A 15,780-nucleotide genomic window follows, 5' to 3' on the forward strand; every position below is an offset into this window, starting at 1 on the left:
ATCAGCGCTCAGCGAACACCACCAGCACGTCGGTGCTGAAGGTGCCGTCGGCTTGAATCTCGTAGTAATCGCGCACTTCCTGGCCCATTGCCTGTTGCAGCGCAAGGATCGCGGCGCGCAACACCTCTGGTGTGCGCATGCGCTCGACCCACGAGGTGTATTCCAGACGCAGGCGCTGACGGCTGCTGGTGCGCACATGCAAGCCGGCTTCGCTGAGCTGTTGCATCCATTCGGCGGCGCAGTAATCGCGCACGTGGCTGGTGTCGCGCAGCACTTCGACGGTTTGCAGGTAAGTGTCCAACAGCGGGCTGCCCGGTGACAAGACATCGACGAAAGCCGCCACGCCACCCGGCTTGAGCACCCGGCGCACTTCGCGCAGGGCCAGGCCCAGGTCGCTCCAGTGGTGGGCCGAGTAGCGGCTGAACACGAAATCGAACTCGCCATCGGCGAATGGCAGGCGCTCGGCGGCGCCGTGTACGGTGCGGATGTTGGCCAGGTTGCGGTCCAGCGCTGCACCCGCTACTACGTCGAGCATCTGTTGGGACAGGTCGTAGGCCACCACTTCTTTAACCAGTGGCGCCACGTGGAAACTCACATGACCGGCACCGCAGCCTAAATCCAGCAATCGTGCAGCGCCCCGCCCGGCCAGTTCGGCCTGGAGCAGCGCGAATTCGGTGCCTTGGGCGTGCACGGCACTGCTCAGGTAGGCCGAGGCTTGCTCGCCGAATTGTTTTTGCACGACTTGGGTGTGGGCGGCGGTGGTCATGGTGGCTTTCCTTGGGTTTTGGGGTGGTTGTACGGGCGCTATCGCAGGCAAGCCAGCTCCCACAGTTGGAATGCATTCCAAGATGGGAGTCGGGCTTGCCCGCGATGGGGCCGGCACGGTTACCGCCAATCAGGCGTCGCGAAACAACCAGGGCTGGCTCGCCCGGTGCTTGGCTTCAAACGCGGCAATCGCATCGCCGTCCTGCAAGGTCAGGCCGATGTCGTCCAGGCCATTGATCAGGCAGTGCTTACGGAACGCATCCACCTCAAAGTGATACACCTTGCCGTCCGGACGGGTCACGGTTTGCGCCGCCAGGTCAACGGTCAACTGGTAGCCCACGTCGCCTTCCACCTGCTTGAACAACTCATCCACTTCGGCATCGCTCAAGATGATCGGCAGCAAGCCGTTCTTGAAGCTATTGTTGAAGAAGATGTCGGCGTAGCTCGGCGCAATGATGCTGCGAAAGCCATATTCTTCCAGGGCCCACGGCGCATGTTCACGGCTGGAGCCGCAGCCGAAGTTTTCCCGCGCCAGCAATACACTGGCGCCCTGATAGCGCTCGGCGTTGAGCACGAAATCCTTGTTCAGCGGGCGCTTGGAGTTGTCCTGGTAGGCGTAGCCCACGTCCAGGTAGCGCCATTCGTCGAACAGGTTAGGGCCGAAACCGGTGCGCTTGATCGACTTCAAGAACTGCTTGGGGATGATCTGGTCGGTGTCGACGTTGGCGCGATCCAAAGGGGCGACAAGGCCGGTGTGTTGGGTAAAAGCTCTCATCGGGTATTCCTCAGATCAATTCGCGAACGTCGATGAAACGACCGTTGACGGCAGCCGCAGCGGCCATGGCCGGGCTGACCAGGTGGGTACGCCCACCGGCGCCCTGACGCCCTTCGAAGTTACGGTTGGAGGTCGACGCGCAATGCTCGCCCGACTCCAAACGGTCCGGGTTCATCGCCAGGCACATCGAGCAGCCCGGCTCACGCCATTCAAAACCGGCTTCGAGGAAGATCTTGTCCAGGCCTTCGGCTTCAGCCTGAGCCTTCACCAGGCCTGAACCCGGCACCACGATGGCTTGCTTGATGGTCGAAGCCACTTTACGGCCCTTGGCGATCACCGCCGCAGCGCGCAGGTCTTCGATCCGCGAGTTGGTGCAGGAACCGATAAACACGCGGTCCAGCTGGATGTCGGTGATCGCCTGGTTGGCCTTCAAGCCCATGTACTTCAGGGCGCGTTCGATGGAGCCACGCTTGACCAAGTCGGTTTCTTTAGCCGGGTCCGGCACGTTCTGGTCCACCGCCAGGACCATTTCCGGCGAGGTGCCCCAGCTGACTTGCGGCTTGATCTGGGCCGCGTCGAGCTCGACCACGGTGTCGAACACCGCGTCGGCGTCGGAGACCAGGTCTTTCCAGGCCTCGACCGCAGCGTCCCAATCGGCGCCCGCCGGAGCAAATGGGCGACCTTTGACGTATTCAACGGTTTTTTCGTCCGCCGCCACCATGCCCACGCGGGCACCGGCTTCGATGGACATGTTGCAGATGGTCATGCGGCCTTCGATGGACAGGTCGCGAATCGCGCTGCCGGCAAACTCGATGGCGTGGCCGTTACCGCCGGCGGTGCCGATCTTGCCGATCACGGCCAGCACGATGTCTTTGGCGGTCACGCCGAAGGGCAAAGTGCCTTCGACTTTCACCAACATATTCTTCATCTTTTTGGCGACCAGGCACTGGGTGGCGAACACATGTTCGACCTCCGAGGTGCCGATGCCATGGGCCAAAGCGCCGAATGCACCGTGGGTAGAGGTGTGGGAGTCGCCGCAGACCACGGTCATGCCCGGCAAGGTGGCGCCCTGCTCCGGGCCGATCACGTGGACGATGCCTTGGCGCACGTCATTCATCTTGAATTCGGTGATGCCATATTCGTCGCAGTAGTCGTCGAGGGTCTGCACCTGAAGGCGCGACACGGTGTCGACAATGGCGTCGATCCCGCCTTTGCGTTCCGGGGTGGTCGGCACGTTGTGGTCCGGGGTGGCGATGATCGAGTCGACGCGCCAAGGCTTGCGCCCGGCCAGTCGCAGGCCTTCGAACGCTTGGGGCGAGGTCACTTCATGGATGATGTGACGGTCGATATAGATCAGCGACGAGCCATCGTCGCGCCGTTTCACTTCATGGGAATCCCAAAGCTTGTCGTAAAGCGTTTTGCCGGCCATCAGTCGGTCCTCATCACAGGTGCATCTATACGCCGGGCTTTTCAATAACCCTTTGGCTTGTGAGGCTGATGGTATGGCGCTACATTAAATAACTCAAATTCATATTTTTTATGCTTTGGATTACCAACTGGAATACCACCATGGACCTGGCCAACCTCAACGCCTTTATTGCCATCGCCGAGACCGGCAGCTTCTCCGGCGCCGGAGAACGCCTGCACCTGACCCAGCCGGCGATCAGCAAACGCATCGCCGGGCTGGAGCAGCAACTAAAAGTGCGCCTGTTCGATCGCCTGGGCCGTGAAGTCGGCCTGACCGAGGCCGGACGCGCCCTGCTGCCGCGCGCTTATCAGATTCTGAATGTGCTGGACGATACGCGCCGCGCGCTGACCAACCTGACCGGCGAAGTCAGCGGACGGCTGACATTGGCCACCAGCCATCACATCGGCCTGCACCGCCTGCCGCCGATTCTGCGCACCTTTACCCGGCAATATCCCAATGTGGCACTGGATATTCAGTTCCTTGATTCGGAAGTGGCCTACGAAGAAATCCTCCACGGCCGCGCCGAAGTGGCGGTCATCACCCTGGCGCCTGAACCGCATAACCTGGTGCGCGCCACGCCGGTGTGGGACGACCCGCTGGATTTTGTGGTGGCGCCGGAACACAGCTTGACCGGCAACGGCACGGTCAGCCTGGCCGACATTGCCAAACACCCGGCGGTTTTTCCCGGCGGCAACACCTTCACCCACCATATCGTCAGCCGGCTGTTCGAAGCGCAAGGCCTTACGCCCAACATTGCGATGAGCACCAACTACCTGGAAACCATCAAGATGATGGTCTCCATCGGCCTGGCCTGGAGCGTGTTGCCGCGCACCATGCTCGATGATCAGGTGGCAAGCATCGCTTTGCCGGGCATACAGCTCAGTCGCCAGCTAGGCTATATCGTGCACACCGAAAGGACGCTGTCGAACGCTGCGCGGGCTTTCATGAGCCTATTGGATGCACAGGTCGATCTGCCAGGGACACCGGCATGAAGCTGTGCGGCCCATAAAGCCTGAATAGAACCGCGCCGAACGCCCATTGAGCCAAGGCCCTTTGATAATGCGCAACCCCCTCGATTCCGTGCCGCCCCTGCCGCGCATTTACGCCTTGGACCCTCAAGAGGCGGAACAAAGCTGGGAAAGCGCCCCGCAATTGCTGGCGGCACTCAATGCTGCCCGCCTTGGCGCGTGGTGCTGGGAAATCGACACCGGCAGGATCAGTTGGTCACGCGGCACCCAGGCGCTGTTCGGCTACGACCCTCGGCAACCACTGCCCAAAGACCTGGACTACCTGGACCTGCTGGCGCCCCAGGACCGCGCCCGAGTGGTGCGCGCGTTTCATGCGGTGCTGGCCGGCGAGCCGTTCGAGCAGGCCATGCACCACCATATCCAATGGCCGGATGGCAGCCATCACTGGCTGGAAATCAACGGCAGCCTGGCGCCGGACAAAGCCGGCCGACGCCGCATGATCGGGGTGATCCGCGAAACCACCCGCCAGCGCGAGCGCGAACACGCCCTCATGCAATCGGAAAAACGCTTCGCCACGCTGTTTCATCTGTGCCCCAACATGGTGCTGCTCACCCGCCAGTCCGACGGCCGCATCAGCGAGGCCAACCAGTATTTCGAGATCCACTTTGGCTGGCCCGTGGCCGAGGCCATCGGCCGCACCACCCTGGAACTGGGGCTGTGGCGCCACCCCGAGGAGCGCGCGCTGCTGGTCAAGGCCACTCAGCGCAAGGGCGAACCGATCACCATGGACGTGCAGTTCTGCGCCAGCAACGGGCAAATTCATGATGGCACCCTGAGTGCACAAAAGGTCGAGCTTGAAGGCGAGGCTTACCTGATCAGCACCTTCCTCGACACCACCGACCGCAAGAACGCCGAGCAGGCCCTCAAGGACAGCCAGGAGCGCCTCGACCTGGCCCTGGATTCGGCGCAACTGGGCACCTGGGACTGGCACATTCCCACCGGCATGCTCTACGGCTCAGCCCGCGCCGCCCAGTTGCACGGCCTGCCGCCCGAGCCTTTCCACGAATCCTTCGACGCGTTTTTTGAAGGCATGTCCGATGCCGACCGCGAGGGCATGCGCAACGCCTACCGCAGCCTGCGCGAAGGCCCGGACGGTAACTACCAGTTGACCTACCGTGTGGAAATGGAAGATGGCAGCCCGCGCTACCTGGAAAGCCGCGCACGCCTGTATCGCGATGACGCCGGCAAGCCGCTGCGCATGGCCGGCACCTTGCTCGATATCACCGACCAGGTTGAACGCGAACAACGCCTGACCGCCTCCGAAGAAAAATTCGCCAGCCTGTTTCAGGCCAGCCCTGACCCGATCTGCGTAACCTGCCTGGACAGCGGCGTGTTTATCGAGATCAACCCGGCCTTTACCCAGACCTTCGGCTGGACCGCCGCCGACGTCATCGGCAACAGCGCCGAGCAGATCGGTCTGTGGGACGATTCGAGCCAGCGCCTGCAACGCATTGAGCAGGTGATTCGCGAACAGTCGTTGAGCAATGTGGCTCTGGTGGTACATCACCAGAACGGCCACAGCCTGACCTGCGTGATTTCCAGCCGGTTGATCAAGGTCGGCGATCAGCCATGCATCGTCACCACACTGCGCGATATCACCCAGCAACAGCGCTCGGAGGCTGCGCTCAAAGCCAGTGAGGAGAAGTTCGCCAAGGCCTTTCACTCCAGCCCCGATGCGATTTCCATCACCGAACGCGACACCGGCCGTTACGTCGAGGTCAACGACGGCTTTTGCCGCCTGACCGGCTACCGCGCCGAAGAGGCCATCGGCCTCACGCTCTACCAGATCGGCATCTGGGCCGATGAAAACCAGCGCGCGGCGTTGTTGGCCGAACTGCAGATCAAGGGCCGCATTCATCACCTGGAAATGCTCTGGCACAACAAGCGCGGCGACGTGTTGGCGGTGGAGGTCTCGGTGGAACCCATCACCCTCAATGAAACCCCGTGCCTGCTGTTGACTGCACGGGATGTGAGCCTGCTGAAAAACGCCCAGGCGCAGATTCGTCACCTGGCCTATCACGACCCACTGACCAACCTGCCCAACCGCGCGCTGCTGATGGACCGTCTGAGCCAGCAGATCGCCTTGCTCAAACGCCATAACCTGCGTGGCGCGTTGCTGTTCCTCGACCTTGACCACTTCAAACACATTAACGACTCCCTCGGCCACCCGGTGGGCGACACCGTGCTGAAAATAGTCACTGCGCGACTGGAAGCCAGCGTGCGCCTGGAAGACACCGTGGCGCGCCTGGGCGGTGATGAGTTCGTGGTGTTGCTCAGTGGACTGGAGGGCACACGTGCAGAGGTCGGCAGCCAGGTGCACCTATTGGCCGACACGCTGCGCGAACTGCTGTCGGAGCCGATGTTCCTCGATGGCCACCGCCTGCAAGTCACGCCGAGCATTGGGGTGGCGCTGATTCCCGATCATGGTTCCACGCCCGCCGACCTGCTCAAGCGCGCCGACATTGCGCTGTATCGCGCCAAAGACTCGGGGCGCAACACCACGCAAATGTTCCACAACAGCATGCAGAAAACCGCCAGCGAGCGCCTGCGCATGGAGACCGACCTGCGCCTGGCGCTGTCACGCGGTGAATTCAGCGTGCACTACCAGCCTCAAGTGGATGCACGCGGCAATAAAATTGTCGGCGCCGAGGCGCTGGTGCGCTGGGAGCACCCACAATTGGGCGCGCAGTCACCCACCGAATTTATCAAGGTCCTGGAAGACAGCGGCCTGATCCTGGAGGTCGGCACCTGGATCCTCGATGAAGCTTGCGGCGCCTTTGCGCAGCTGATTGCCGAGGGCCTGGTAGACCCGCTTAATTTCAGCCTGTGCGTGAATATCAGCCCCCGTCAGTTTCGCCAGAACGACTTTGTGGAGCGGGTAGAACACAGCCTCAACCAGCATCATCTGCCCTGCAGCCTGTTAAAACTGGAGATCACCGAAGGCATCGTCATCCAGAACCTGGATGACACCGTGGCGAAGATGCGCCGCCTGAAAAAGCTCGGCGTGAGCTTTGCCATGGATGACTTCGGCACCGGCTATTCGTCGTTGACCTACCTCAAGCGCTTGCCGGTGGATGCGCTGAAGATCGACCAGTCCTTTGTGCGCGATGCCACCCATGACCCCAACGATGCGGAAATCATCCGCGCCATTGTGGCCATGGCCCGCAGCCTCAACCTGGAGGTGATCGCCGAGGGCGTGGAAACCCAGGAACAACTGGCGTTCCTGCAAAAGCTGGGGTGTCATTTATTCCAGGGGTATTTGCACAGTCGGCCGCTGCCGATCGAGGCGTTCAGGCTGTTACTGGTTCAACCGCCTTCAGGCGGTTTACACCAGCTTTAACGCATGAGCGCCTTGCTCCCAACCCGAACCGGCCAATTTCATTTTTGACCCATAAAAATCGATCACCCCATTAAAAACGCCTACGGAGTGGCCATGATTGGCAAGGGTGCCCGGAACGCCACTGGCCAATTCCTCGGCAGTGCTGCCACGGGTGAAGGCGTACAAGCCCAGACGCCGCAGTGCTTCGCCGGGGCTTTCCTTATCATTGAGCGTCCCCATAGCGGCCGCAAAACTGGCTTGGGCCCGAAACTCGTGATTTTCCATTTGTGCCCGCTTGGCACTCACGGCAAACAAGAAAATCGCGTCGTGTAAAAGGCCCCTATCTTCACCGAAGAAGTGCGAACCTTTTTGCGCCTGTTTCAACTCATCGTAGGTCAGCTGCACGGTGCATGAATCACGCATGGTCACGGTGTAACCTTCAGGTGTCTCAATGACGTGCTTGTAAATGCCCTGGGGATTTTGACCGTACTTCATCATCGCGGCCTTGATCGCCGAGACCGTGACGCAATTGAGTTCGGAACCCTGGTAAAACCCACTCCAGATATTGTCGGGCTTGTCGCCCACCGGGCGATTGGAGAGGTTGGAAAGGGTGCTGTTCCGTTCTGCCGAGGCGGTGTGCGGCGCCTGCATGGCAAGCATATAGCCGTATTCTTTAACGACAGGGTGTTGCTTGCCGAGTTGGTGCTTGATGCCATCCAGTACGAGCTCACCGGCAAAACTGTCCAAAACCGCAACGGTGCCTTTTTTCTGCATCTTTTCGGGCTCGACAATGCGCAAGAAACCGATCATCCCCATGCCTTTCAATATCCGGTAGACCGTGTCATTAAGCACGACCCCGGATAGCGCGGCCTCAAAGTGCCCAGGGGTATCAGCGCCCGTACTGATCAGCTGCACACGTTTCACATAGGCCGCCAACATGAAGTTGGCGTCCATCACCGCACCGCTGTCACTTCCGGAAAACCGCGAGACCCCGGCCGTGCGACGCAATTCTTCTTTGGAAAGATGTAAAGAAAAGCCGTCCTTCATCGTGATGTCATAGCCATCTGCGGCTGCCACGACCTTGTCGAACACATCCAAAGGACGCTGGCCAAACCTCATCATCATCATTTTGATCACGGACGCATGCCGACGGGTGTCGCCCTCACCGAACCGTCGTTCTGCGACGTCAAAACCTCTTACTGTTTCGACCGGTGTCCGACCCACTGGCCAAGCATCGATGTCGGGAGTCGAATCGATCACTGGCTGCACGCCAGGGACGGATGGCCTCTGGGGCTGGATCCTGACATTCACAGCGGGCGCATGACTCTGCGCATCAACGGATGCCTTGTCGTTAACCAGTACGTAAACATAGGGACGATCAACAGCTCGCTTGCGCCCATATTCATGGCTGACACCCTCATACACCAAGCCTGCGCCAAATGTATGGGTTTCCATGACTCCGACGCCGCCGCTGCTTACCAACTGCGCCGAGGGTACCTGGCGTAAATAGCCGGCCATACCCAAGCCTTTAAGTAGATTGTAGGTCGTCTCACCACGCAAAGAGTTCGACAACACACGCTCAAACCCCTGGCTGTTACCCGCCTGCGCCCCCAAAAGTTGTTTACGTTTAACAAAAACAGCCAATGCAAAGTTCGCATCACTGATCACGGCCATGTCATTGCCAACAAACTTTGAGTGGGCAGCTGTTTGCCGTAACTCGAGCTCAGAGACTTGCACTGTATTGCCATCTCTAAGCGTGACCTCATACCCCTGCCCCGCACGCTTGACCTGCACAAACAAGTCCGCAGGGCGGTGGCCAAACGTGACCATCATCATTTTGATGACCGCCGCGTGAGCACTGGCATCATAATTCTCACCAAAGCGTCTTGGAGGGGCATTGAATGCGTTGACAACATCCCGCAATTTTACGTCTGCGGAGTTTGCTATCGGCCCTGTAAAAGGCAGGACAGGTACGCGTGTTGTAAGAGTAGAGAGATTGCGTTTGGCGATGTCCACACAGATGACTCCCGCAGCCTGTCAATCAATACACTTTAAAAAGAGCATTGAGTAATCAGTTGATATAAATTGAAAGTTGCCGCCAACGCTGATCTTTTATTGCCCGATCATTTGGCGCCGAGCAGTGGCCAGGCGTTGACAGCAAGGAGTGCGCTTGAGTGCCACAGCCTCTCCTCGCCGAGGCGCAGCCCCCGGCCGCCCCCAGAGTTCTTCATGGCCATTGATGACCGCGACCGAGTGCCCCCCTCGATTACTCACGCCCAAGCGACCTTCTGCAAGTTCACGCACGCTGACGTTTTTCATATAGTGGCTCAACCCTAACCGCAGAAAACCCTCGCCAGGTTTTTCCTCGTCCTCACCATCATTCAAACTCTCCACACCCGCTTCAAAGCTCTCACCCGCGGTTGAGTCATTGTTTTCCTCGTGTGCACGCTTGGCACTGACGGCAAACAAAAAGTGCGCATCCTTGAGCATGCCCTTATCGGCGCCGATGAACTGCGAAGCACGCGAGGCGACTGCCAACTCCCGGTCGGTTAATGTGAGCGTGTAATTGTCGCGCATCGTTACTCGGTAACCGCCGTCCAGCCGCGTGACTTCGCGGTATATGTCTGTCGGGCTTTGACCGAACTTGTGCATGGCCGCCTTGATAGTCGCTACCGTGGCACAGTTACCGCCCGGCCCCTGACGGAAGCCACTCCAAATATTCAAAGGCTTTGCGCCATTACGCTTATTGGACAGGCCCGGGATATACCCTCTGCGCGACCCTGCAGGCTCGCAAGCCGCCACGGGTGCCGAGACAGCTGGCGCGGCCCGCCTCACCTGCGGGGCGTTCACCCGGGGTTGCGGGGGCACATCGGCAGAGGCCTTGGCCTTTTGCTGCGAGGGAACACTGGCCAACCGCGCCAAGAATGCGGCAACCCTGCGCTCCAGGCTGTCAGCCCTTTGGTGCCCAGGCCTGGCACTGAGCACCAGCACCGGGCTCGGCTGCGAACCGGCATGCCTTGGCGCGTTAAAGGGCGCCCGCTCTTGGGGCGCGTCTTGCAAATCCATGCCTGGCAGCTGACGCACACCTGGGTAACCGATGTTATCAATTCGGTAATACATCATGACTTGCTCCACGTTTTCTAACGTTTCCCCGAACCTTGGGGCCGGGGAAACGTGACGTTATCGGCGAAGTTAAAACACCCTGGCGGGTGTCAATTCCTCAGCCGGGAGCGGCTGGAGAAACCTTGGTTCCAACGATCACTCTCATTTTCAGCAGGACCTGGACTGGTCACGCCACGCTTGGTCCGGGGGTTTACCTGCGAGGTCGTCTCGCGCGAGCCGGAGGTGTCAGACTCGGCGACTTCATCACCGCTGCGGCGCGGACCGGTAAGGTGATCGGAATCATGCTCACCGTCCTTGCCATCAGTCTTGGTCGACTCGAGATGACCGTCCTTAGCCTCAGTAACGAGCCTGGCGTCATCGCCGTCAGTCTTGGCCACCTCGACAGGACTGTCCTTAGCCTCAGTAACGAGCTTGGCGTCCTTGCCGTCAGTCTTGACCACCTCGACAGGACTGTCCTTAGCCTCAGTAACGAGCTTGGCGTCCTCGCCGTCAGTCTTGGCCGTCTCGACAGGACTGTCCTTAGCCTCAGTAACGAGCTTGACGTCCTTGCCCTCAGTGATGACTGACTTTACGTGCCCTTCCACACTATCAGTCAGTACGGGCTTTTCAGGCGGTAAAGGCGCATTAGTCCTGGACGTCACAACAGCGATGGCACGCGATTCCTTGCCGGCTTCATCAATGGTCTCAGGGCAATGGCAGTGGTTGACATTAACCTCCACTTTGATCTGTGGGTTTGCTTCAGTTGTCACATTAAAAACGCCGGGTTCACGTGCCTGCGGTAAAACACGGAGCCCGGGGGCACGCGTTTCTGCTTGATGCGAATCCTCACTCGACTTCTCTTTCAGTTGATTCGCAACATCCGATATAACCTTGGACAACACACCGACTGGCAGCCTCTCTTTGGTTTGAACGCCTGCAATGTGTATGTCCTTGTGCTGCGAACTTTCATCCAGCGTGCTCTTCGTTTGAGTGTCTACAGCCGGGGTGTTCTTAATCGGCTGGCCTGTTTGCAATGTCGCTTTGGATTGGATGCCTGCAACGGCTGCGTCCTTTTGCGGCGAACTTTCTTCCAGCGTGCTATTCACTTGAGTTCCTACAGCCGTAGTGTCCTTAAGCGGCTGGCCTGTTTGCAATGTCGCTTTGGATTGGGCGCCTGCCACAGCTGCGTCCTTTTGCTGCGAGCCTTCTTCCAGCTTGCTTTTCGATTGAGCCTCGGAGGAGAAGGCGTCCTTCACCTGCGATTTAGTGTGCGCAGGCGCGCCGATCGGAACGCCTGCATCCGGTTTGGCGAGGACCGAGCTAGCGGCGGGAGACCTTTGATTAGCGATTTCAGCCTTGCCCGAAAACATCTCCCGCATGGCACTGATAAGTTGATCAAACATATCAAACAGTTTCGTGAGCACGCCGGCATTATTCAACCCGTCACGCTGCAGCGTTGCGGAAAACTCAGTGTTGGGGGCGGATGGCGTGTGCCCAAAACCAGCCCCGGACATGCTAAGCGTCGTGCCGACACCGGGACCTTTTGACGGTTTCGGGTCAAGGGGCAACGCATCATTTTTGATAAAGGGCGAGTTATTGATCGAAAAAGGCATTAACAATTTCCTAATTAAGCGCGGCCTTGGCAATTAAATACCCAGAACAGCGATCGTTGTTTTAAGTGCTGCAAGCAACCGAGTCGCTTCACAGTCCCCACTTTTGTGGAGCGCGTGATTATTGAGTTCCAGAAATCGCGCTTCATATAAGGAAACCAAATCAACCTTTAAGACTTTTCCCCGTTGTTATTCCCGAAAAGTCCAGACGTCGCACGACCCTACCGGCGAGAGCACGGACACACGCACTTATAAACTGCCAAGACTGCAATTAAGCGACATAATTAACCGGCCAGCGAAACGACAACCTATGATATTCCGAACTCAGTGAAACACCTTTCGCAACACCCATTGCGCGATATTAAAAATGCAACTAACTGTTCAGAAAAAGCCCGTAGTCACTTCTGAACGCTGATCGACGTCTTCTGTTACTTCCCAACGACAAAAAGTCTCAGCCAGAAAAAAAACGTCACTTCTCAAGCCTGGCAAGCCTCCCCGGTAATACCTTTAAATGCAAAAATGCTCCGTATCTTTCAATACGGAGCATTTTTGCAACAAAGACTGCTGTGATCACTGCACTACGCAGGGTCGGGATGCTTCATACCCAATAAGCGACTGACCTGCTCCAGCCCGGTTTCACGGCGCAGCGCGGTAAACAGCTCGACCGCTTCAGGATAGTTGCGCGTCAGCATCGCCAGCCATTGCTTCAAACGGCCCGGCGCCTGCTTTTCGGTGAGTTGCGCCATCGATTGGCGCCAGAACTCGTGGAGCATCGGCTGCATCTGCGCCCAGGTCATTTCCACCACCTCTTCACCGGCTTTCGCCGCCACAATCTGCCGCGCCAGGTCCGGACGGGCCACCAGGCCACGGCCGAGCATGATGTCTTCGGCGCCGCCGACTTCGCGACAGCGCTTCCAGTCTTCGACGCTCCAGATATCGCCATTGGCAAACACCGGCACCTTGACCACGTCCTGCACCCGCGGGATCCACTCCCAGTGGGCCGGCGGTTTGTAGCCATCGGTCTTGGTGCGCGCATGCACCACGATGTGCGCAGCACCGCCTTCGGCCAGGGCCGTGGCGCACACCAGCGCGCCGTCGGGGCTGTCGAAGCCCAGGCGCATCTTCGCAGTGACCGGGATATGCGCCGGCACGGCGCGGCGCACGTGCTCGACGATCTGGTTGAGCAGCTCAGGCTCCTTGAGCAAAACCGCACCGCCACGGGATTTGTTGACCGTCTTGGCCGGGCAGCCGAAGTTCAGGTCGATGACCTGCGAACCCAGCTCACACGCCAGCGCAGCGTTTTCCGCCAGGCACACCGGGTCCGAACCCAGCAACTGCACACGCAATGGCACGCCCGCTGCGGTGTGGGCACCGTGCAGCAGTTCGGGGGCAAGCTTGTGGAAATAGGCCGGTGTGAGCAGGCGGTCGTTGACGCGAATGAACTCGGTCACGCACCAGTCAATACCGCCCACGCGGGTCAACACGTCCCGCAGGATGTTGTCGACCAACCCCTCCATGGGCGCCAAAGCAATTTGCATGGGAAACACTCAACAAAAATCGTGGCGCAGTTTACTGGGTTTCCCGCAGTAACCGTTAACCCCCTGTCAGGGCCGGGCCATAGCCGTCAAGAAACTCGGCGGGCATGCGCTTGGGTTTGCCGCTGGACAGCTCGATGCACACAAAAGTGGTTTGCGCACGCAGCAGGGTCACGCCATCACCGGGGCGCACCAGCTGGAAACGCCGGGTCATCTTCAGGCGCTGGTCCCAGTCGACGATCCAGGTGGCCAACTGCAGCTCGTCACCTTCGTAGCCGGCCGCCAGGTAGTCGATCTCATGACGCACCACGGCCATGGCGCGGTCCAGCCGCCGATACTCAGTGAGATCCAGCCCCAGGCGCTGGGAGTGGCGCCACGCACAACGCTCCAGCCAGGACACGTACACCGCATTATTGGCGTGCCCAAGACCGTCGATATCTTCAGCGGCGACCTGCAGGTCGATGATAAACGGCGCTGCCAGATCCCAGCCCATGCCTTGCTCCAGTCGATGAATGTCGCCGGGCAGTGTATCAGGCGGTTTGCCGCTCCTGTAAACGACGGCCGGCCAGGAGCGTCAGCACGGCCTCGATCACCCGGGGGTCGGCCAGCACGCGCTGGTGGCCGCCCTGCTCCAGGCGCAGCAGGCGGCTGTCGAACCACGCCTCATGGATGGCTTGCGAGGCTTTGACCGGAACAAAGGTGTCGTCTTCAGCGTGCACGATCAACCCCGGCAGGTTCATCTGGTAGTGGGCCACATCCAGGTGCTTGAGCGGCATGCCGAAAGTCTGTTCGACCTCTTGGATAAACGCCGAGCGCGCACGCGGCGGCAAACCCATCATGCGGGTAAAACCACGCAGCACATCCAGGAAACGCGAGGGCGCGGCAATGCTTACCAGTGCTTCCGTGCGCAACCCCAATTGCACCGCCAGCATCGCACTGGCGCCGCCCATGGAATGCCCGACCACCGCATGCAGCGGCGGCAATTGAGCGGCAGCATCGAGCAGGGCGCGGGCAAACAGCAACACATGCGCTTCACGCCCCGGCGAGCGACCATGGGCCGGGCCGTCCAGGGCAATCACTGAATAACCGTCAGCCACCAGGGCGGTGATCAGGCTGGCAAACTGCGTAGGGCGCCCTTCCCAGCCGTGCATCAACAACACGGCAGGCCCTTGGCCCCAGCGCAACGCCGACAAGCCAAAACGCAAGGTGATGCGCTCCGATTGCGCCAGCAGCGGCAGCTCCCAATCTCGCGGTGGCAGGTTACGCGGTGTCATGAAGGTGCGGCGCAACTTGCAGGCCACCGTGTGCGGCGCGAGGCGGCCGACGGTGCCATGGAAACCACGAATCCAGGTGAATGCGCCCATCACACGACTCCTTTTTAACGCACCGCCGACTTGGCAGCGCGCAACACGCGGTCGGACAACTCACCCGGGCCAAGCGCACGGGCCAGGGCCAGGCCGCCGATCATCAAGGCCATGTCGGCCAAGGCCTTGTCGGTGTCTTCGGGGCCGGCAGCCAACTGGGCGGCCATCAACTCGGTGTGCTCGTTGAGCGCCAGGCGAAACTCATCCGGCAGACGGCTCATCTCGCCCACCGTGGCCGGGATCGGGCAGGCGTGGTCGGTGGAGTCGCGGTGCTTGCGCGACAGGTAGAACGCCGCCACCAGGCTTCTGCGCTCCTCACCGGTCAATTGCGCATCCATGTCGTCGATCGACGCACGTCGCCGAGCCAGCAACTGGGTGAAGGCCTCCAGCATCAGTGCGTCCTTGCTTTCAAAGTGCGCGTAGAAACCGCCGACGGTCAGCCCGGCGGCGCCCATGACTTCACCGACACTCGGTTCGGCCGGGCCACGCTGGATCAACGCCGCGCTGGCAGCCTGCAAAATGCGTTCGCGGGTTTGCGCTTTTTTATCGCTCATCGAAGCCTCCGTCTCTCATGGGTTGAATATTATTACCATAATAATATTTAGCAAGCGACAGGCATGACCGCTGGTCAGGACAGAATAAAGGGTATTGAGGAGAGGATTGGCCAAACGCCAGACAAACAAAAGGGCCATTCAATAATTGAATGACCCTTAAAAATCCCGCAGAGCGGGTAATCGTGGCGTCCCCTAGGGGACTCGAACCCCTGTTACCGCCGTGAAAGGGCGGTGTCCTAGGCCACTAGACGAAGGGGACA

The 15,780-nt window shown here is 59.7% G+C and carries 12 protein-coding genes and 1 tRNA gene; 2 read left to right on the forward strand and 11 right to left on the reverse strand.

Annotated elements, in window-relative coordinates:
* Nucleotide 1: 1 nt before the first annotated feature.
* The 3 genes from AOA59_RS05630 to leuC all read right to left on the reverse strand — a co-directional run bounded on the left by AOA59_RS05630 (nt 2) and on the right by leuC (nt 2,969).
* Nucleotides 2-766: a class I SAM-dependent methyltransferase gene (locus AOA59_RS05630; protein WP_099486331.1), complete on the reverse strand. Its 765-nt coding sequence runs from the start codon at nt 764-766 to the stop codon at nt 2-4.
* Between the two features lie 129 nt (nt 767-895).
* On the reverse strand, nt 896-1,540 hold the full coding sequence (gene leuD, locus AOA59_RS05635; protein WP_099486333.1) for a 3-isopropylmalate dehydratase small subunit: 645 nt from the start codon (nt 1,538-1,540) through the stop codon (nt 896-898).
* 10 nt (nt 1,541-1,550) lie between these two features.
* Nucleotides 1,551-2,969, reverse strand: a complete 1,419-nt coding sequence (gene leuC / locus AOA59_RS05640) for a 3-isopropylmalate dehydratase large subunit (RefSeq protein WP_065911766.1) — start codon at nt 2,967-2,969, stop codon at nt 1,551-1,553.
* 140 nt (nt 2,970-3,109) lie between these two features.
* On the opposite strand from leuC, the gene AOA59_RS05645 reads away from it, so the two are divergent.
* Both AOA59_RS05645 and AOA59_RS05650 read left to right on the forward strand, forming a co-directional pair.
* Entirely contained in the window at nt 3,110-4,000 is an 891-nt protein-coding gene (locus tag AOA59_RS05645; protein ID WP_058419748.1) for a LysR family transcriptional regulator, read from the forward strand.
* Between the two features lie 67 nt (nt 4,001-4,067).
* Nucleotides 4,068-7,376, forward strand: coding sequence for an EAL domain-containing protein (locus tag AOA59_RS05650; RefSeq protein WP_065911764.1), 3,309 nt, complete (start codon nt 4,068-4,070; stop codon nt 7,374-7,376).
* Here AOA59_RS05650 and AOA59_RS05655 read toward each other — a convergent pair.
* The 8 genes from AOA59_RS05655 to AOA59_RS05690 all read right to left on the reverse strand — a co-directional run bounded on the left by AOA59_RS05655 (nt 7,362) and on the right by AOA59_RS05690 (nt 15,779).
* Complete coding sequence (locus tag AOA59_RS05655) at nt 7,362-9,371, reverse strand: hypothetical protein (protein ID WP_099486335.1); 2,010 nt, start codon at nt 9,369-9,371, stop codon at nt 7,362-7,364. The two genes, AOA59_RS05650 and AOA59_RS05655, sit on opposite strands and share 15 nt — an antisense overlap.
* Nucleotides 9,372-9,467: 96 nt before the next feature.
* Nucleotides 9,468-10,007, reverse strand: a complete 540-nt coding sequence (locus AOA59_RS33460) for a hypothetical protein (protein WP_371919058.1) — start codon at nt 10,005-10,007, stop codon at nt 9,468-9,470.
* A 560-nt stretch (nt 10,008-10,567) separates the two neighbouring features.
* Nucleotides 10,568-12,070, reverse strand: a complete 1,503-nt coding sequence (locus AOA59_RS05665) for a hypothetical protein (RefSeq protein ID WP_099486337.1) — start codon at nt 12,068-12,070, stop codon at nt 10,568-10,570.
* Nucleotides 12,071-12,645: 575 nt separating this feature from the next.
* On the reverse strand, nt 12,646-13,605 hold the full coding sequence (locus AOA59_RS05670) for a tRNA-dihydrouridine synthase (protein ID WP_099486339.1): 960 nt from the start codon (nt 13,603-13,605) through the stop codon (nt 12,646-12,648).
* 55 nt (nt 13,606-13,660) lie between these two features.
* Nucleotides 13,661-14,095, reverse strand: coding sequence for a thioesterase family protein (locus tag AOA59_RS05675; RefSeq protein WP_065911758.1), 435 nt, complete (start codon nt 14,093-14,095; stop codon nt 13,661-13,663).
* A 37-nt stretch (nt 14,096-14,132) separates the two neighbouring features.
* Nucleotides 14,133-14,966 carry an alpha/beta fold hydrolase gene (locus AOA59_RS05680; RefSeq protein ID WP_099486340.1) on the reverse strand — a complete coding sequence of 278 codons (834 nt, stop codon included), beginning with the start codon at nt 14,964-14,966 and terminating at the stop codon, nt 14,133-14,135.
* A gap of 14 nt (nt 14,967-14,980) precedes the next feature.
* On the reverse strand, nt 14,981-15,520 hold the full coding sequence (locus AOA59_RS05685; RefSeq protein ID WP_065911754.1) for a TetR/AcrR family transcriptional regulator: 540 nt from the start codon (nt 15,518-15,520) through the stop codon (nt 14,981-14,983).
* 183 nt (nt 15,521-15,703) lie between these two features.
* Nucleotides 15,704-15,779, reverse strand: a tRNA-Glu gene (locus AOA59_RS05690).
* Nucleotide 15,780 lies beyond the last annotated feature (1 nt).

Origin of the sequence: Pseudomonas sp. 2822-15, from assembly GCF_002742515.1 — a bacterium.
Lineage (GTDB): Bacteria > Pseudomonadota > Gammaproteobacteria > Pseudomonadales > Pseudomonadaceae > Aquipseudomonas > Aquipseudomonas salomonii.